The following is a 16,936-nucleotide window of genomic DNA, read 5'->3' on the forward strand; positions in this document are numbered from 1 at the left end:
CGCGACACCCCCGTGGCCGCGCCGTCGACCGCCCCGATCCGGTCGGGACGCCCGAAGGGGTCCCGAGGCCGCGCGGTGCGCGGCGGGGTGGGTCCTGTGGCGCCCGGCGGTCCGAACCGAGGTGGTGACGTGTGGGCGAAGGGGGGCTTGCCCACACGACCCCCCATGGTTCGAGGTGGGCTCGGAGCGGCCCGCCGGGTCGTGGTCAGGACACTAGGCGCGGGCGGGGCGGGCGGCGAGGAACGAACTGCACAGTGATCCCGGCGGCCGGTTCCGCTTCGAACGGTGACCGCGCGCCGGGGCCGGTCGGCCGCCCCTCACAGTGTGCCCAACGCCCGCATCGCCAACCACAGTTCGTATTTCGCGCTCGGCGCGCGCAGCAGCGACCGCCCGAGCGCGTCCTCGGCCTTCGCCAGCCGCTTACGGGCGCCGGGCAGCGAGATCCCGAGCGTGGCGGCTGCCGCGGGCAGCCGGGCGTCGGCCCGCAGCCAGGCCCGTACGGTCTCGGGCCCCGCCGTCACCCGCGCCTGCTCCAGCGGGCGGAGCTGGGCCCGCGCCCAGATCTCGGCGGCGGGCGTGGCCAGCAGGGCGTCCAGGGTGGCGGCGCGGTCCGCCGTCGCCGCGTTCACCGCGCCCGCCGTCCAGGGCGCGGTATGCAGCCGCAGCGCGAGCCAGGCCGCCGACTGGCCGGCCAGACAGCGGCCGATGTCCAGCCCGAGCAGCTCGTCGAGATGGCGCACCCGGGCGGCGAGCGTATTGCGGTGGATCTTCAGATGGCGGGTGGCGGCGCCGCCGAAGCTCAGCCAGGAGCCGAGGGTGTCCAGCAGCTCCCGCGGCCCCGGGTCGGCCCGGCGGGTCGGCGCGTACCGCAGACAGGGCCCCAGCAGCTCACCCGCCCAGGTGCGGCCCTCGGGACCGGCCAGCACGGTGACATCGGTGTGGCCGCCGAAACTGGCACACCGCTCGGGCGCGTCCCGGGCCACCGCCAGGGCGTGGAAAGCCTGTTCATAGCCGACCGGGGTGTCCCGCAGCGCGACATCGGCGCTCACCCCGACCCGGCACTCCGGGACGTCCCGGGCGATCAGCCGGTCCAGCCGGTCGGACCCGGGGTCCGGGCCGGGGTCCGGGTCGGGCCGTTGTCCGGCGGACTCCTCGGCCGGCACCAGCGCGATGAGGTGGTTGGGGCGCACCGGACACGGCACGATCCAGGCCCGCCCCCGCGCCGTACGGTCGATCCGGACGGCTATCTCCCGCCGCCGGTCGCTGGGGCACTCGATCACATACACCTGGGTCACGGCGGGCAGCACCGGCCGCAGCGCCCCGGCGATCCGCTGCGCCGCGGGCACACTGCCGACCATCAGCAGATGCAGCACGGCCTCCCGGCTGTGCAGCTCGGCCGACTCCACCCGGCGGCGTCCCCGCTCCGCCTCCTCCAGCCGCCAGCACAGGGCGAGGGTCCGCGCGGCGTCGGCGAGCAGCACCCCGCAGCGCGGATCGTCCGGCCGGACGACGGCGAGGTACACGGGCCCGGCCACCGCGCCCCGCGCCGCCTCCGTACCGGTCCCGGAGCCGGGCGCGACCAGCGCGACAAGATGGACCGGACACGCCCCGTCCCCGCCCAGCACGGCGGACGGCGCGCCCCGCCGGTGCAGTTCGACGGCGGCGGTGGCGGCGCGGACGGCCGACGGCGAGGAGCCGGGATCCGGTGTCCCGCCCGGCGCGGCCAGCACGGCTCCGTCGGCCCCGACGAGCACGGCCGGGCCCCCGGTGCGCCGGGTGAGCCATTCCAGGATCGCCCGGACCGCGCCGCGCTTGGCGGAGAGCCGGGTGAGGACGAGGACGTCGTCGGCGCGATCGGCTCGTGCGGCGGACGGCGAAGGGGGCATGAGCCGCAGAGTAGTACCGGAGGCCGACCCCGCGACAACCGTTAGTATCCGGCGGATGTCCGCCGTCATAGCAGCGATGATCACCGCGGTGGTGGGTGTGCTCGGCACCCTCTTCGCACCCCTGCTCCACCAGCGGCTCACCCTGCGCCAGCGACTGGCCGAGACCCGGGCCGAGGAGGGGCGGCGGCGGTACGAGGAGCGGCGGGCCGCGTACACGGGGATGAACCGGGCCTCCCGGCAGTTCCACACCCTCCTCAAGGACGCGCTGCACCGGATCCGGGACGGTGTCTACGCCGACGAGGACCGGGTCCAGGTCGAGGAGGCCCGGCGCGACTACCGGGACCGCTACGCCGAGGCGCAGATGATCGTCCCCGAACGGGTGCTGGCCGCCTCCCGCGAGCTCAACACGGTGCTCGCCGATATCGACGCGGTGGCCAAGCGGATCGACCGGGGGCTGGCCCGGCAGGGCGAGACCGCCGCCACCGCGCTGCTCAGGCTGAAGGACGCCGAGCCCCGGCTCTCGGAGCTGCGGCGGATCATGCGGGAGGACCTGGGCGTCGCCGACTGAAGCCGGGGTCCATGGAGCCTTACGCCGGGGGTAATCGACCCCGCTCGGGGGGCGCGGCAAGGTGGAGGACATCTTCCGGGGACGCCCCCGGAACCCCACCGGGAGTCCTGGAGGAACCATGACCGCCTACGCCCTCGCCCATCTGCGCACCGGCAGCTCGCACCCGGACGTCTTCGTGTACATGGAGCGGATCCAGGCCACCATGGAGCCCTTCGGCGGCCGCTTCCTCATCCACGGGACCGCGACGGAGGTCGTGGAGGGCAGCTGGCCGGGGCATGTGGTGATGCTCGCGTTCCCGAGCGGGGCCGAGGCCCGCGCCTGGTACGCCTCGCCCGCGTACCAGGAGATCCTGCCGCTGCGGACCGACCACATCCCGGGTGATCTGGTCTTCGTGGACGGGGTGGGTCCGGACTACGACGCGGCGGCGACGGCCGCGAAGCTGCGGGCGCGGGCCGCCCAGGACTGACCCGGCCGCCCGGGACGGACCGGGTGGACCCCGCCCACGGGTCAGCGGCCCACCGCGTAGCCCTGGGCGCCGCGCGGATTGGCCGCCGCCAGCAGGACGCCCGTCTCCGGGTCGCGGCCGACCGCGCACAGCCGTCCCTCCGACCAGGCGGGGCCGACCGTGACGTCGTGTCCCCGGCGCCGCAGTCCACGGATCGCGCGCTCGCCGATCCGGGATTCCACCACCACCTTCCCCGCCGCCATCGAGCGCGGGTGGAAGGAGCCGGGGAAGCTCTCCTGGTGCCAGTTGGGCGCGTCGACGGCCCCTTGGAGGTCCAGCCCCGCGCGCACCGGTCGGCGCAGCGCGACACCGAGCAGGAAGTGCAGGCTCCACTGGTCCTGTTGGTCGCCGCCGGGGGTGCCGAAGGCCAGCACGGGGGTGTCGCCGCGCAGCGCGAGCGACGGGGTGAGGGTGGTGCGCGGACGGCGGCCGGGGGTCAGGGAGTTGGGCAGTCCGGGGTCCAACCAGGCCATCTGGAGCCGGGTGCCGAGCGGGAAGCCGAGCGCGGGGATGACCGGGTTGGACTGGAGCCAGCCGCCGCTGGGGGTGGCGGCGACCATGTTGCCCCAGCGGTCCACCACATCGAGATGGCAGGTGTCGCCGTGGGTGGTGCCGTCGGCCCTTACCTCGGGGCCGCCGACCGTCGGCTCTCCGCCGCCCGGACCGGCCGCCGGACCGGGGGTGCCGCCCGCCGCGCGGGCGACGGCGGCCAGCGCCTGTCTGCTCAGCCGGGGTGAGCGGCCACCGGGCCGCCCTGGGCGCAGCGCGTACGAGGCGCGCTCGCCGATCAGCGCGCGCCGCTCCTCGTTGTACGGACCGGAGAGCAGCTCAGGGAGCGGCACCTCGGCGGCGTCCCCGTACCACGCCTCGCGGTCGGCCATGGCCAGCTTGCCGCCCTCGACGAGGGTGTGCACCAGCTCGGGGGTGCCGAGGTCGCCCTCGGTCAACCCGTCCGGCAGCAGGGCGAGTTGCTGGAGGAACACCGGCCCCTGGCTCCAGGGCCCCGCCTTGCACACCGTCCAGCCGTTCCAGGTGTACCGGACCGGCGTCTCATAGGTGGCCTCGAAGGCGGCCAGATCGTCACCGGTGAGCGTGCCCGCGTGGCGCTCCCCGGAGGAGTCCATGGCGGGCCGGGCCGCGGCGGCCGCCAGTTCCTCGGCGATGAAGCCCTCCCGCCAGACCCGCCGGGCCGCCTCGATCTGCGTCGCACGCCCCGGACCTGCCGCCTCCGCCTCGCTGATCAGCCGCCGCCAGGTGGCGGCCAGCGCCGGGTTGGTGAGCAGCCGCCCGGCGGCGGGGGACCGGCCGCCGGGCAGATAGAGCGCGGCCGAATCGGTCCACTCCGCCGTGAACAGCTCCCGTACCGCCTCCACGGTCTCGCCGATCCGCTCGACCGCGGGATGGCCGTGCTCGGCGTAGCCGATCGCGTACCGCAGCACCTCGGCGAGGTGCCGGGTGCCGTGGTCGCGCAGCAGCACCATCCAGGCGTCGAACGCGCCGGGGACGGCCGCCGCGAGCGGTCCGGTGCCCGGCACCAGATCGAGGCCGAGCGCGGTGTAGTGGTCGATGGTGGCCCCGGCGGGCGCCGGGCCCTGACCGCACAGCACGGTGGGGCGCCCGCCCGCCGGGGCGAGCAGGATCGGCACCTCACCGGCGGGCCCGTTGAGGTGCGGTTCCACGACGTGGAGGACGAACCCGGCGGCCACGGCGGCGTCGAAGGCGTTGCCGCCGTCCTCCAGGACGGCCATGGCGGACTGCGAGGCCAGCCAGTGGGTGGTGGACACCATGCCGTGGATGCCCTGGAGGGTGGGCCGGGTGGTGAACATGGAGCTCCCTGGTGCGGGTGCGGCGCGCGGTAGAGCGGTGTTGCCTGTGCCGCCAGCATGACGCAGGGACCTTCACCGGTCCATGGACCCGGACCCCGGACCCCGGACCCGGACCCGGGATCCTCTGCCTACGGGCGCACGTACTGGTCGGGTTTGCCCTGGGGCCAGTTGACCGTGAGGCGCTGCCCGTCCGAGCTGACCACGGCGTGGCCTCCGGAGATCGTCTCGCCTCCGCAGGTCATGGTGACCGCCATCGCCGAACTGATGGTTCCGGGGCAGGACTTGCCCTTGTATCCCACACTGAGCGAACCGCCGTTGACGGTCATGACCACCGGCTTGCCGTTCGGGTCGCGCACCGTGGAGTACCAGGTGCCCTGGACGCTGCTCGGGGCGCCCGCAGGCCGGGTCGGCGCGGCCGTCGCGGTCCTGGTCCGGCTGGGCGTGGGCGCCGGAGCGGCGGAGGTACGGGTGGGGCGCGGGGTGGCGCTGGTGGTGGGGCTCTTGTCGGCGCCGCCGCTACGGCTGGGCCGGGGATCGGCGCTGGCACTGGGTGAGGACGTGGCCTTGTTCTTGCCCGTGGCCGAACCAGCGGTCGCCTTGTCCTTCTTGGCCGGCGCCGCCGAGTCCTTCGCGTCGTCGCCGCAGCCGGTCAGGGTGAACGCCAGCACCGCGACAGCGGCGGCGGCGAGTGAAGTCTTCTTATGCACGAAAGTATTCCTGTGTTGCCGGGAAGCAGGGATGAGGAAGTGATCCTGGCAGCAGCGCTCGCGGAAATTCCATCCTTTCCGGAAACAATCTCCAGAACATTGCCGCTGGCCCCCGGATCATTTCCGTATTCCACCGCTCCCGGAATTCACCGGGCGGTGGGCGGGGCCGATGGCGGATAGACCACCGACCAGGGCCTGGACCGGTCGTCGTCACCCCCCGCGCCGGGCGCTGCGGGCTGCGGCGGAATGTCGTCCATAATGGCCCGAACCGCTATCCGGGCGAAATGGTGCGCTGCCGGGTGGGCGGAATGTTCCGGCCATACCCCCGACACCCGAAGTATCAGCGGACGGCCGGTCAACGGGCGCCAGGCGGTTCGCGGTTCCTTGCCCGCCACCCGCCCGTCGTCGAAAGCGACTCCCCGCCCCGACGCCACCAGCCCCAACAGGAATTCCGGATTCCGGGCGTGCCGGACCGCGGGCGGCACAAATCCCCCCGCGCGGCAGATCTCCAGCGTCCGGTCGTACCACCCCGGGGCCGTCGCCCGCGGCGGGAGAAACAGGTCGTGGCCCGCGAGATCGGCGAGCGCGACCTCGGGCAGCCGGGCGAGCCGGGAGGCGCGCGGCAGCACCACGCCCAACGCGGTGTCGGCGGACGGCCCGAGGACCAGTCCGTCGGCTCCGTCCACCGGGTGGTGCACCAGCCCGACATCCAGCCGCCCGGAGCCCAGTAGCCGTACCTGTTCCGCCGAGTCCACCTCCTGGAGGTCGATCCGCAGCCCCGGGAACTCCTCCGCGCACGCCGACAGCAGGGCGTGCAGCGTACGGGCCGGGGTCTGCGGCGGTACGCCCGCCCGCAAGGTGCCCAGCTCTCCGTCCCGGACCCGGCCCAGCACCGCCCGCAACCGCTCCTCGCGGGCGAGCAGCTCACGGGCCTCCTCCACCAGCAGCGCCCCCGCGGCGGTGAGCCGCACCTGACGGGCCGAGCGGTCGAAAAGCGCCACCCCCATCTCGCGCTCCAGCCGCCGCACGGCCTGGCTCAGGGGTGGCTGTGCCATGCCGAGGAGGTCGGCCGCCCGGCTGAAGTGCAGCTCCTCGGCGACGACAATGAACAGGCGCAGGTGGCGGATGAGATCCACCGGCCGACCCTATGCGATGTCCGCGACGGCGGAGGGGGAGCGATGGACACGACGGTGGACGGCCCGCTGGACACCGAGCCGGACGAGCCGCCGGACACCGCGCCGGACGGCCCGCTGGACGCACCGGCCGAACGGCGCGTGGTGGAGCTCTTCGCGGCGGTCGGCGCCGAGGTCCGGCTGCACGCCGTCGCTCTCGACGACGAGCGCCGGGAGTTCGGCGTCGGCGCGGATGAACAGGTCGTCCTCGCCTCGGTGTTCAAGATCCTGCTCGTCCTGGAGTTCGCCCGTCAGGCCGACGCGGGCCAGCTCGACCCCCGCGAGCGCGTGGTGGTCACCGCCGCCGACCAGCTGGGTGGCTGGGGCACCGCGGGCTGCGCCGACGAGGTCGAGATGTCCCTGCGCGACCTGGCGTACTTCACCATGACGGTGAGCGACAACGCGGCCGCCGACGCCCTGCTGCGCCGGGTGGGCCTGGGCCCCGTACAGATGCTGGCCGCCGAACTCGGCCTGGACCGCACCCGGATCACCGGCGGCCCGCGGCAGCAGCTCCAAACGATGCTCGAGGACGCGGGCGCCGCGGACGCGGCGGAGTTCGCCGCCCGCTTTCCGGCGCTGGACGCCGAACGGCTGCACCGCTTCCGCGCCCTGGACCCGCGGTGCGCCACCTCCGGCACTGCCCGCGACCTCACCACCCTGCTGCGGCTGATCTGGCAGAACCGGGCGGGGTCCCCGGCGGCCTGTGCCCGGGTGCGTGAGCTGATGTGCCAGCAGGTCTTCCGCCAGCGGCTGGCCACCGGATTCCCCGACGAGGTGCTGATCGCGGCGAAGACCGGCACCCTCCCCGGACTCCACAACGAGGCGGGGGTCGTCCACTGGCCCGACGGAGGGCGGTACGCGGTCGCCGTGTTCGCCCGTACGGCCGGACCCGCGTGGCGGCGCACCGCGGTGGACCGGGCGATCGGACGAGCCGCACGGCTGGCCGTGGACGTACTGAGAACCCGTCGGGACCCGCTCCGGGATCACCGGGCCGAGCTGCGGTGATACCCGATCGGATATGGCTCGTCAGCCCTTTTGATCTTGGACGCCGGGGATCGGCGGCTGCTCTGCTGTGCCCATGAGCGACATACGAGCCCGGCGCTTCGACCGCCGTCTGCTGATGCGAGGAGCCGCCCTCGGGGCGGCCGTACCCGTCGTCCCGGCTGTGGCCCGCGCCACCGCCACCGGCGCGGGCGCGACCCGTGCCGCGACACGGACCCGGGCCGCCACCTTCCGGTGGTTCGGCACCAGCGGCTGGCGCATCGACACCGGCGGCCGCACGATCCTCTTCGACCCGTATCTCACCCGCTTCCCCACCGGTCTGTTCACCGGCGGCTTCCACCCCGATACCGCGCTGACGACCGATCAGCGGGTCGTCCGGCGGCATATCGGCGACCCGGAACTGATCCTGGTCAGCCACAGCCACTGGGACCACCTCAACGATGTCCCGTACATCGCCGAAGCCGCCCCCGGGGCGCGCATCGTCGCCACCGAGACCACCTACCACCTGCTCCAGGCGTTCGGTGTGGACAAGAGCCGGATCTCCGTGGTCAAGGGCGGTGAGGTGCTGGACTTCGACGGCCTGGTGGTCGAGGTGGTCTCCAGCCGCCACAGCCGCAACGCCTCGTACGGCTACTTCGCCCCCGGCACCCTCCACGGCCGCCCGCCCACCGGGAAACCGCGGACCATCTCCGATCTCCCGGAGGGCGACACCCTGGCGTTCCAACTCACCCCGGACGGCGGCCCGTCGGCGTTCCTCATGGGCGCCAGCGACTTCAGCGAGCGCGACGCCTCCGGACTGCGCCCGGACGTCGCCATGGTGGCCACGGCCTCCACCGCCGCCACCCACGCTTATGTCCCGCGGCTGATGAAGACCCTCGGCCACCCCGCCACCGTCGTCCCGGTCCACTGGGACAACTTCGAACTCCCTCTGGACAAGGGCGCCCAGCGCGATCCGAACGTGGACCTGGACGCCTTCGTCCGCCGGGTCGAGGCCGCGAGCCCGGGGACCCGCGTCCTGGTCCCGGAGTACCTGACCCCGTACCGCTTCTGAGGACCGCCGACGAGTGCCCCGCGGACACGGGGTGCCCGGCCGGTTTCGCCGGGGGCAGAACGTCATGGGCTGCCGTCCGGGCCCGGCGCTCCTACCCTGAAGGGGTGAGCAGCCCTATGACGAACCCGGCCCGCGTCATCCCGCTGCGTCCGGCCGCCGCGCCGCCGGCCGCCGCCCCGCGGAAGGCGGGGTCCCCGGACCCCGCGCCCAAGGAGCCGCTGTGGCGCCATGTGGTCGGCGGTGTGCTGCGCCGTGAGCGCCGTGCCCAGCAGCGCACCCTCCAGGACGTGGCCGACGCGGCCCGGATCTCGATGCCGTACCTCTCGGAGCTGGAGCGCGGCCGCAAGGAGGCCTCGTCCGAGGTGCTCGCCGCCGCCGCGCACGCCCTGGGGCTCGGGCTGGCCGATCTGCTCGCCCTCTCCCATGACGAGCTGGCCCGTGCCCTCGCCCCGCGCGCCCGCAGGCGGCCGCTGGGTGCGGCGGAGGAGCGTCCGCGGGGCGACGAGACCGGGGCGGCCGAGCCGACCGGCACCACCGCCCTCGCCGAGCTGCGTACCGCGCGCACCTCCCGCACCGCGCGTACCTCCTCGTACCAGGGCGAGGTGCGCCTCGCCGCCTGAGCCTGGGCCTGTGCCTGCGGCGGCCGCCGTCAGACGGCGAACGCCGCGGACGCCGCGCGGCGGCTGAGCACCTGGTCGGCCAGCCCGTACGCCACCGCCTCCTGCGCCGTGAACACCTTGTCGCGGTCCATGTCCTCGCGCAGGGTGGCGATGTCGTGCGGGGTGTGCCGAGCCAGCACCTCCTCCACCTGCGAGCGGATCCGCAGCATCTCCTTGGCCTGGAGGGTGAGATCGGAGACGGTGCCCTGCTGGCCGCCGCTCGCGGGCTGCCCCAGCAGCACCCGGGAGTGCTCCAGGACGAACCGCCGTCCGGGCTCCCCGCCGGCCAGCAGCACCGCCGCCGTCGAGGCCGCCTGGCCGACGCAGAACGTCGAGATCGGCGCCGAGACGAAGGTCATCGTGTCGTAGATGGCCATCAGCGAGGTGTACGAGCCGCCGGGGGAGTTGAGGTAGAGCGCGATCTCCTGCTCCGATCCTGCGGACTCGAGGTGCAGCAGTTGCGCGATGACGACGTTGGCGACGCCGTCGTCGATCTCGGTGCCGAGGAAGATGATGCGCTCGGACAGCAACCGGCTGTAGATGTCGTAGGCCCGCTCGCCCTGCGTGGTGCGCTCGACCACCGTCGGAATCGTGTACTGGCTCATCTCAGATCCCCATCCGTCGTCGCGCCCCGCCCGGCCGTACGTCGTCGAGCGATTCGACGATCCGGTCGACCATGCCGTACTCCTTGGCCTGTTCGGCCGTGAACCACCGGTCGCGGTCGCCGTCGCGGGAGATGGTCTCCTCGGTCTGGCCGGTGTGCGCCGCGGTGATCCGCTCGATGGCCTTCTTGGTGAACTCCAGGTTCTCGGCCTGGATCGCGATATCGGCGGCGGTCCCGCCGATCCCGGCCGACGGCTGATGCATCATGATCCGCGCGTTCGGCAGCGCGAACCGCTTGCCCGCCGTCCCGACGCAGAGCAGGAACTGCCCCATGCTCGCGGCGAATCCCATGGCGAGCGTCGCCACGTCGTTGGGGATCAGCTGCATGGTGTCGTAGATGGCCAGCCCGGCCGTCACCGAGCCGCCCGGACTGTTGACGTACAGGCTGATGTCGGTCTTCGGGTCCTCCGCCGAGAGCAGCAGCAGCTGGGCGCAGACCCGGTTCGCGGAGACGTCGTCCACCTGGGTGCCGAGGACGACGATGCGCTGGGTGAGGAGCTGCGCGGCCAGATGGTCGTCGAACCGCGTCGCGGGCGTCTCGCCCTCCGCGGCCCGTGGGCTCAGGGCCGGACCCCCGCCGGTGATGAGTGGTGACATCGGACCTCCCGTGGTCGACCGCGGCGGATGGTGCCGCGGTCCCACCACTGTCGGCGGCCCGACGACGCCCCGTCAGCTTTCTCGGCCCCGAGCAGATTCGCTCACGGCAGAGCGACCGCCGCTACTTCCCGCCGTCCTCGGCCAGCACGTACGCGACCAGCGCGTTCGCATGCCCATGACCGAGACCGTGCTCGCTCTTGAGCCAGCCGACGAGCTCCCTGTGCCTGGTCAGCGGCGAGGTGCGGATGAGCTCCTGCCACTCGGCGATCGGCCGCCCGTACTTCTATTCGATGGAAGGGAAGTAACTGGCCGGGCCCTTCACCGTCTGCGTCATGGTGGTGTCCCCTCGTGCGGTGTGATGGCCTCCACGGGGAGGACTACGCGGGTGAGCCGAAGTGATCGGTGCGGCACCGTGATCCACGTCATGCCGTCGCCGTATGTCATCCGGCCGGGTGGCACAGCGAAGGTGACGGTCTTCTCCCGCTCCCGTGACGGCCGGGGCCTCCCGGGCCCTCAGCCGACGGTGACGGGTGCGGTGTGCCGGGGCTCGCCGCGGAACACCTGCGCGGTGTGCCACGCGATGTTCGCGGCGGCGACCGGCGCACCGCCGTGCGGATCCTCGACCCTGCGGTCGGCCAGTCCGAGCACCTGCTCGCGCGCCGCCGTACCGCGCCCGGTGAACGCGTCCGAGACCGTGATCCGCCGTGCGGGGTCCAGGCCCAGCACCCCGCGGTCGAAGAGCCTGTGGTGCAGGGAGCACAGACACAGCGCGTTGTGCAGCTCGTTCGCCCCGTGGAAGGCCCACCACCGCACATGGGCCGCCTCCAGCCCGACGGGCACCCGGCCGAGCGCCCCGTCGAACCCGCAGAACGCGCACCGGAACGCGTACGCGCTCAGCACCTCGCGCCGCAGCTCCGCGGCCCGGCGCCGGTCGCGCACCGGGACCATCACCCGCGCGGCCTCCTCGACGGCGTCCAGATCGAGCCCCACGGCGGCGGCGATGTCGGCGTGCAGCGAGGGCGGGAAGTGGGTGTCCAGCAGCAGCCGGGTCAGCCGCTCCAGCAGCACCGGATCCGTGTCCAGCGCGGACCGCAGCTCCGGCACCAGCCGCCCGCGCGCCCCGCTTTCCCGCAGCGCCCGCACGCCCGGACCCGGGCTGCCCGGGCCACGGTCCGTGCGCACCTCCCACACCCCGTCACTCGCCAGGTGGTGGAACGGATAGGAGGGCGAGGTCTGCCGCGGCGGGCCGAAGTCGCGCAGCAGCTCCCCGAGATCCCGCTCGACCTCCGTGTACGGCAGCTCCACTTCGGGCGCCCGCTGGAACCGCCCCAGGGCGTACAGCATCAGCAGTGGTTTATGCGGTGCCCGTACCCCGTTGGCCGTCCACTGCCGCAAGGCGCCCACTCGCTCGACCCAGTCCATGGCAGCGACTGTAGGCCCCGACACCGGCCGCCCGACGGCTGGTTCTCCCAGATCTGGCGGTACGCCTGAGCCGCACGGCCGTTCATGCGGTGGGTTCTCGTGTGACGCCGCCGATGACCGTGATCACGACCTTGTGGACGGCTTCCGCGTCCGGCGGGGTGCCCTCGCGGTCGGCGAAGAGCAGATGTCCGGCGCCGATCAGTGTGGGGGCGAGGGTGGGGACGTCGGCGTCCGCGGCGAGGCGGCCGAGATCGCGTTCCGCGGTGAGGTAGGCGGTGAGCACGGCCGCGGCCTCGGTGAGCAGCGGGATGCCCGTCGGTGTGGACTCGCGCAGCCGGGCGCGGAGTTCGTCCCGCGAGGTGACAAGCCCGACGATGGCCACGGCGACCGCGTCGAACAGGTCCGTCAGCGCGCCGGTGAGGTTACCGGCCACCGTGCCGGTCCCCGCGGAGTCGCGCAGGGCGGCGCCCCGGCGGTGCAGCCGGGCGATGCGGTCCAGGACGAGTGCGGCGAGGAAGGCGTCGAAGTCGGCGAAGTGCCGGTGCAGAACCCCTTTGGCGCACCCCGCCTCGGCGGTGACCGCGCGGCTGGTCAGCGCGCTCGGCCCGGCCCGGAGCAGGATCCGCTCGGCCGCGCCGAACAGCTGCTCGCGCACATCGCGCATGGCCACCCCTGTCGGCACCGCGTGTCCTCTTCCCGTTGACGAGTGGGCATGTGCCCACTCATAGTGGGCGCATGCCCACTATACCTTCGCCGGGCGACCGTCCCGCCGTGGACGAACCCCATCGACACCGCCGTATGGCCGAGTCCTTCGGCACGGACGCCGAACGCTACGACCGGGCCCGCCCCCGCTACCCCGACGCCCTGGTGCGTCGCGTGGTCACCGCAGCCCCCGGCCCCGACCTCCTCTCCGTCGGCTGCGGAACCGGTATCGACGCCCGCCAGTTCCAGGCCGCCGGCTGTACGGTCCTCGGCGTCGAACCGGACCCCCGCATGGCCGCTCTGGCCCGCCGCCTCGGAATCGACGTCGACGTGGCCACGTTCGAATCCTGGGACCCCACCGGACGTACCTACGACGCGGTCGTCGCCGCCCAGTCCTGGCACTGGATCGACCCGGTCGCGGGCGCCGCCCAGGCGGCCCGGGTACTGCGCCCCGGCGGCCTCCTGGCGGCGTTCTGGAACACCTTCCAGCTCCCGCCCGAGGTGGCGGAAGCCTTCGCCACGGTCTACCGGCGCGTACTGCCCGACTCCCCGATCACCCCCCAGGCCGCCAACCCCCAGGGCCCGGACACCTACCAGCCGCTCTTCACCAAGGTCGCCGACGGAATCCGGACGGCGGGCGGCTTCGGCGCACCCGAGCAGTGGCGCCACGACTGGGAGTGGACCTACACCCGCGACGCCTGGCTCGACCAACTCCCCACCCACGGCACCCTCACCCGACTCCCCCCGGAGCAACTGCGGGAAGTGCTGTCCGGCGTCGGCACCGCCATCGACGCCCTGGGCGGTGGCTTCACGATGCCGTACGCGACGGTGTCGGTCACGGCGGTGCGCACCGACTAGTCGGCGCGGCCCGACGGAACATGGCTCCGTCACCGTCGCCCCGGTCGACAACCTCATCGGCGGCAGGCCGGATCAGGCCGGGTCAGCTCTGGGCGGTCGGCCGGACGACGATCTCATTCACATCGACGGCGGCGGGCTGCTCGATCGCGTACGCGATGGCCCTGGCGATCGCCTCCGGCGGGATCGCGATGCGGTCGCGGGTCTCCGCGACCTCCCTCCTGGCCCGCTCGTTCGTCGACGCGTCGACGAAGTCGGTCGCCACCATGCCGGGCGAGACGGTGGTCACCCGCAGCGAGTCACCGGCCTCCTGGCGCAGCCCTTCACAGATGGCGCGCACCGCGAACTTCGTACCCGCGTAGACCGCCATCGCCGGCACGATGCGGAACGCGGCCGTGGAGGCGGTGGTGATGAAGTGCCCGGAGCCCTGCGCCCGGAACACCGGCAACGCGGCGCCGATCCCGTGCAGTACGCCCTTGATGTTGACGTCGACCATGGTGTCCCACTCGTCGACGCGCAGATCGTCGAGGGGCGAGATGGTGCCGATGCCCGCGTTGCCGACCAGTACGTCGAGCCGGCCGTACCGCTCACCGGCCAGGGCGACCAGGGCGTGCATATCGTCCCGCCGGGTCACATCCGTACGGAGCTGTACGGCCGTGCCACCCGCCTCCTCGATCCGCGCCGCCAGGTCCGCGAGACGCTCGGTCCGGCGCGCCCCCAGGACGAGGCGCGCGCCCCGCTCGGCGAGCAGCAGCGCGGTCGCCTCACCGATCCCGCTGCTGGCGCCCGTGATCGCCACGACCTTGCCGTCGATTCCCGACATGATGTCCTCCTCTGTCCTCGGACCTCAGTCTGTGCGCGGCTCAACCTGGTATACAGAATGCGCTTATCCTGGAACCAGAGGTGCCAGCCATCATGTCGAAGCAGCAGGATCAACGCCGTGAGCTGGGGGCGTTCCTCCGCAGCCGCAGGGAGCGGATCACCCCCGGCGAGGTCGGCCTGCCACTGTCCGCCCGGCGCCGGACCCCGGGCCTCCGCCGGGAGGAACTGGCCCTGCTCGCCGGGATCAGCGCCACCTGGTACACCTACCTGGAGCAGGGCCGGGACATCCGCGCCTCGGACCAGGTGCTGGACGCGCTCGCCTCGGTGCTGCGCCTGGACCGCCACGAGCGTGGGCACCTCTTCCAACTCGCCGGTCAGCCGCTCGCGGAGGCGCCCGAGGAACCCGAACCGCTCGCGCCCGAGGCGGCGGCCGTCCCCCTGCTGCTCCAGCCGCACCCGGCGTACATCATCGGCGGCACCTACGACGTACTCAGCCACAACCAGGCGGCCGCCGCACTCTTCCCCCACCTCATCGACGCCGCCGAGCGTCCGCCCAACTTCCTCCGCTGGGTGTTCCTGGAGCCCGCGGCCCGCGATGTCCTCGTCGACTGGGAACTCGAGGCCCGCGGTCTGCTCGCCCGCCTCCGCACCCTGGCCGGCCGCCACCCCGGCGACCCCCGCTACACCCGGCTGATCGACGAGTTGAAGACGGCCAGTCCCGAAGTGCGCGCCTGGTGGCCGCGGTACGACGTCCAGGCCCGGCACGGCGGCCGCAAACGGCTGCGGCACCCGGAGCGCGGAGTGGTCACCTACGCGTACACCGCGTTCCATCTGGCGGAGCGGTCGGAACAGACGCTGGTGATCTACGCCGAGGACCACGACGCGTCCACCCGCTGAGACTCAGCCGCCGAACCTCCAGAGGACGAAGACCACCCCGCCGAACCCGACAACACCGAGCACCGCCCCGGCGAGTTCCACGCGGGGCGTACCGCCGGGCCGTCGGCCCCCCTCCGGGCCCCCACTGCCCCCGACCGACGTCGTCGGCCGGGGGCGAGGGGCCCGTTCCCCCGCGGACGGGGTTGTCAGCCCCTGCCGGGGGCCGCGGTGTCGCAGCCGGGAACGCTGTGGGGCGGGGCGCAGTTGGTCGGGTGGTTCTTGACGACGGCGCTGCGGATGAGGGTCACCTCGAAGGGCGTCACCTTGGTCGAGTTCCCCTTGACCTCCTTGCGCGTGCTCGTGCCGATGTGCAGGCCCAGGCCGCTTCCGGGGTTCGAGATACCGCCGCCGGTGGTGGGGCCGCCGTTGGAGGTGTTGCGCTCGACGGTGCTGCGGTAGAGCGACAGCGGCTCGTCCGCGCCGGTGCGGATGCCACCGCCGTCGTTCCGGGCGATGTTGCCCGTGACCTTGGTGGAGTTCAGACGCAGCGGCCCGGTTTCGAAGTTGATGGCCAGCGTGACGATGCCGCCGCCGAGGTCACCGGAGTCGTTGTTCTCGACCGAGACGTTGTTGAGCTTGGTGTCCCCCGCGTTGGCGAGACCGCCGCCCCAGAACGCGCCGCTGTTGTCGTGGAGGCTGCCGCCGTCCATCGTCATCGTGCCGTTGGTGGCCACTCCGCCGCCGAAGGCCGCCCGGTTGTGGCTCACCGTGCTGTTCTTGAGGACGAGCGTGCCCAGCTGGTTCCAGATGCCGCCGCCGGTGCTGGCCTCGTTGCTCCGGACCGTCGAGTCCGTCAGGGTGACGGTGCCGCCGGCGTTGAGGATCCCGCCGCCGTCGGAGTCCGCGGTGCCCGTCTCGCCGTAGCGCGCGGTGATCGACTTCAGACTCAGACTGCCGCCCGCCCGCACGTGGAAGATGCGGAAGAGGTCGCCGGAATTGCGCTCGACCGTGGTGCCGTCCCCCGTGATCCGTACATTGCCGGTGATCTCGGGCAGGCCGTCACCCGGGTTGTCGGCCGACCTCAGGGTGTAGACACACCGGGGGGCCAGCGCGATGTTGCCGCTGCCGCTGGTGTTCGCGCTGTTGATGGCCGCCTTCAGGGCGTCGACGTCGCCACAGGCGACGCGTGTCACCGCCCGCGCCTGGGCGGGTCCGGCGGGCAGAAGTGTCAGGCACAGACCGAGGCCGGTGACGGCGGTGACGGTGGCGCGTCTGAGCGTGTCAGTCATACGGCTTCCCTTGAGTGTGAGGGAGGGGGAGGGTCGGTCCGGGCGGTGCCCGGCGGCCGAGCCCTCCTGAGCGCCCCTGATCATCGCGCAGACCTATACGAATCAGGCATACGGCGCACCTCGGGCGGCCGTTCGGGCGTACCGCGACGGTCGGTTTCCTCCGGGCGCGCCGCTGGAGCCAGGACCGTTCGGCGGTATATCGGATGAGGCAGCCCGCGCCGACGGCTAGGAATGGAGAGGCCCGCTTCATCACCCCGCTGGTTCGGCGCTGCCGATGGACGCCGGCGCGATGTGCCGTGCCCCTCCCAGCACTGAGAAAGGCGTAGCGATGAAG

Annotated in this window: 17 protein-coding genes and 1 pseudogene; 7 read left to right on the plus strand and 11 right to left on the minus strand. The window is 73.2% G+C overall.

The window, feature by feature from the left end; all coding sequences use genetic code 11:
- Window positions 1-317: 317 nt before the first annotated feature.
- Window positions 318-1,886, minus strand: a complete 1,569-nt coding sequence (locus tag AB0C66_RS02320; protein ID WP_362431748.1) for a helix-turn-helix domain-containing protein — start codon at window positions 1,884-1,886, stop codon at window positions 318-320.
- A 55-nt stretch (window positions 1,887-1,941) separates the two neighbouring features.
- Here AB0C66_RS02320 and AB0C66_RS02325 point away from each other — a divergent pair, with 55 nt between their 5' ends.
- Window positions 1,942-2,454, plus strand: coding sequence for a hypothetical protein (locus AB0C66_RS02325; RefSeq protein ID WP_362431750.1), 513 nt, complete (start codon window positions 1,942-1,944; stop codon window positions 2,452-2,454).
- 118 nt (window positions 2,455-2,572) lie between these two features.
- Entirely contained in the window at window positions 2,573-2,920 is a 348-nt protein-coding gene (locus AB0C66_RS02330; protein ID WP_362431752.1) for a DUF1330 domain-containing protein, read from the plus strand.
- 41 nt (window positions 2,921-2,961) lie between these two features.
- Here the strand turns inward: AB0C66_RS02330 and AB0C66_RS02335 are convergent, their stop codons facing one another.
- The 3 genes from AB0C66_RS02335 to AB0C66_RS02345 form a co-directional block, all read right to left on the minus strand.
- Window positions 2,962-4,785, minus strand: a complete 1,824-nt coding sequence (locus AB0C66_RS02335; RefSeq protein ID WP_362431754.1) for a gamma-glutamyltransferase — start codon at window positions 4,783-4,785, stop codon at window positions 2,962-2,964.
- Window positions 4,786-4,913: 128 nt separating this feature from the next.
- Window positions 4,914-5,492: a hypothetical protein gene (locus AB0C66_RS02340; RefSeq protein ID WP_362431757.1), complete on the minus strand. Its 579-nt coding sequence runs from the start codon at window positions 5,490-5,492 to the stop codon at window positions 4,914-4,916.
- A 146-nt stretch (window positions 5,493-5,638) separates the two neighbouring features.
- Window positions 5,639-6,628: a LysR family transcriptional regulator gene (locus AB0C66_RS02345; RefSeq protein WP_362431759.1), complete on the minus strand. Its 990-nt coding sequence runs from the start codon at window positions 6,626-6,628 to the stop codon at window positions 5,639-5,641.
- A 42-nt stretch (window positions 6,629-6,670) separates the two neighbouring features.
- Between AB0C66_RS02345 and AB0C66_RS02350 the strand changes: the two genes are divergently transcribed.
- The 3 genes from AB0C66_RS02350 to AB0C66_RS02360 all read left to right on the plus strand — a co-directional run bounded on the left by AB0C66_RS02350 (window position 6,671) and on the right by AB0C66_RS02360 (window position 9,337).
- Window positions 6,671-7,669: a serine hydrolase gene (locus AB0C66_RS02350; protein WP_362431762.1), complete on the plus strand. Its 999-nt coding sequence runs from the start codon at window positions 6,671-6,673 to the stop codon at window positions 7,667-7,669.
- Window positions 7,670-7,742: 73 nt separating this feature from the next.
- Window positions 7,743-8,717, plus strand: coding sequence for an MBL fold metallo-hydrolase (locus AB0C66_RS02355; protein ID WP_362431765.1), 975 nt, complete (start codon window positions 7,743-7,745; stop codon window positions 8,715-8,717).
- A 116-nt stretch (window positions 8,718-8,833) separates the two neighbouring features.
- Entirely contained in the window at window positions 8,834-9,337 is a 504-nt protein-coding gene (locus AB0C66_RS02360) for a helix-turn-helix transcriptional regulator (RefSeq protein WP_362433305.1), read from the plus strand.
- 29 nt (window positions 9,338-9,366) lie between these two features.
- Here the strand turns inward: AB0C66_RS02360 and AB0C66_RS02365 are convergent, their stop codons facing one another.
- From AB0C66_RS02365 to AB0C66_RS02385, 5 genes and pseudogenes are all read right to left on the minus strand, one after another.
- Window positions 9,367-9,981, minus strand: coding sequence for an ATP-dependent Clp protease proteolytic subunit (locus AB0C66_RS02365; protein ID WP_362431767.1), 615 nt, complete (start codon window positions 9,979-9,981; stop codon window positions 9,367-9,369).
- Window position 9,982: 1 nt separating this feature from the next.
- Window positions 9,983-10,636: an ATP-dependent Clp protease proteolytic subunit gene (locus tag AB0C66_RS02370; protein WP_362431770.1), complete on the minus strand. Its 654-nt coding sequence runs from the start codon at window positions 10,634-10,636 to the stop codon at window positions 9,983-9,985.
- Window positions 10,637-10,757: 121 nt separating this feature from the next.
- Window positions 10,758-10,970 (minus strand): annotated as a pseudogene (locus AB0C66_RS02375) (DUF4287 domain-containing protein).
- A gap of 179 nt (window positions 10,971-11,149) precedes the next feature.
- Window positions 11,150-12,058 (minus strand): phosphorothioated DNA-binding restriction endonuclease, encoded by a 909-nt coding sequence (locus AB0C66_RS02380; RefSeq protein WP_362431773.1) that lies wholly within the window; start codon window positions 12,056-12,058, stop codon window positions 11,150-11,152.
- Window positions 12,059-12,140: 82 nt separating this feature from the next.
- Window positions 12,141-12,740, minus strand: a complete 600-nt coding sequence (locus AB0C66_RS02385; RefSeq protein ID WP_362431776.1) for a TetR/AcrR family transcriptional regulator — start codon at window positions 12,738-12,740, stop codon at window positions 12,141-12,143.
- 53 nt (window positions 12,741-12,793) lie between these two features.
- Between AB0C66_RS02385 and AB0C66_RS02390 the strand changes: the two genes are divergently transcribed.
- Window positions 12,794-13,618 carry a class I SAM-dependent methyltransferase gene (locus AB0C66_RS02390; RefSeq protein WP_362431779.1) on the plus strand — a complete coding sequence of 275 codons (825 nt, stop codon included), beginning with the start codon at window positions 12,794-12,796 and terminating at the stop codon, window positions 13,616-13,618.
- An 82-nt stretch (window positions 13,619-13,700) separates the two neighbouring features.
- On the opposite strand, the gene AB0C66_RS02395 is transcribed toward AB0C66_RS02390, so the two are convergent.
- Window positions 13,701-14,438 (minus strand): SDR family oxidoreductase, encoded by a 738-nt coding sequence (locus AB0C66_RS02395; RefSeq protein ID WP_362431781.1) that lies wholly within the window; start codon window positions 14,436-14,438, stop codon window positions 13,701-13,703.
- A 92-nt stretch (window positions 14,439-14,530) separates the two neighbouring features.
- Here AB0C66_RS02395 and AB0C66_RS02400 point away from each other — a divergent pair, with 92 nt between their 5' ends.
- The gene (locus AB0C66_RS02400; protein WP_362431784.1) at window positions 14,531-15,334 is read left to right on the plus strand and encodes a helix-turn-helix transcriptional regulator; all 804 of its coding nucleotides are present in this window, start codon (window positions 14,531-14,533) and stop codon (window positions 15,332-15,334) included.
- Window positions 15,335-15,519: 185 nt separating this feature from the next.
- Here the strand turns inward: AB0C66_RS02400 and AB0C66_RS02405 are convergent, their stop codons facing one another.
- Window positions 15,520-16,602, minus strand: a complete 1,083-nt coding sequence (locus AB0C66_RS02405) for a hypothetical protein (protein ID WP_362431787.1) — start codon at window positions 16,600-16,602, stop codon at window positions 15,520-15,522.
- Window positions 16,603-16,936 lie beyond the last annotated feature (334 nt).

Source organism: Streptomyces sp. NPDC048636 (assembly GCF_040650655.1).
Classification (GTDB): domain Bacteria; phylum Actinomycetota; class Actinomycetes; order Streptomycetales; family Streptomycetaceae; genus Streptomyces.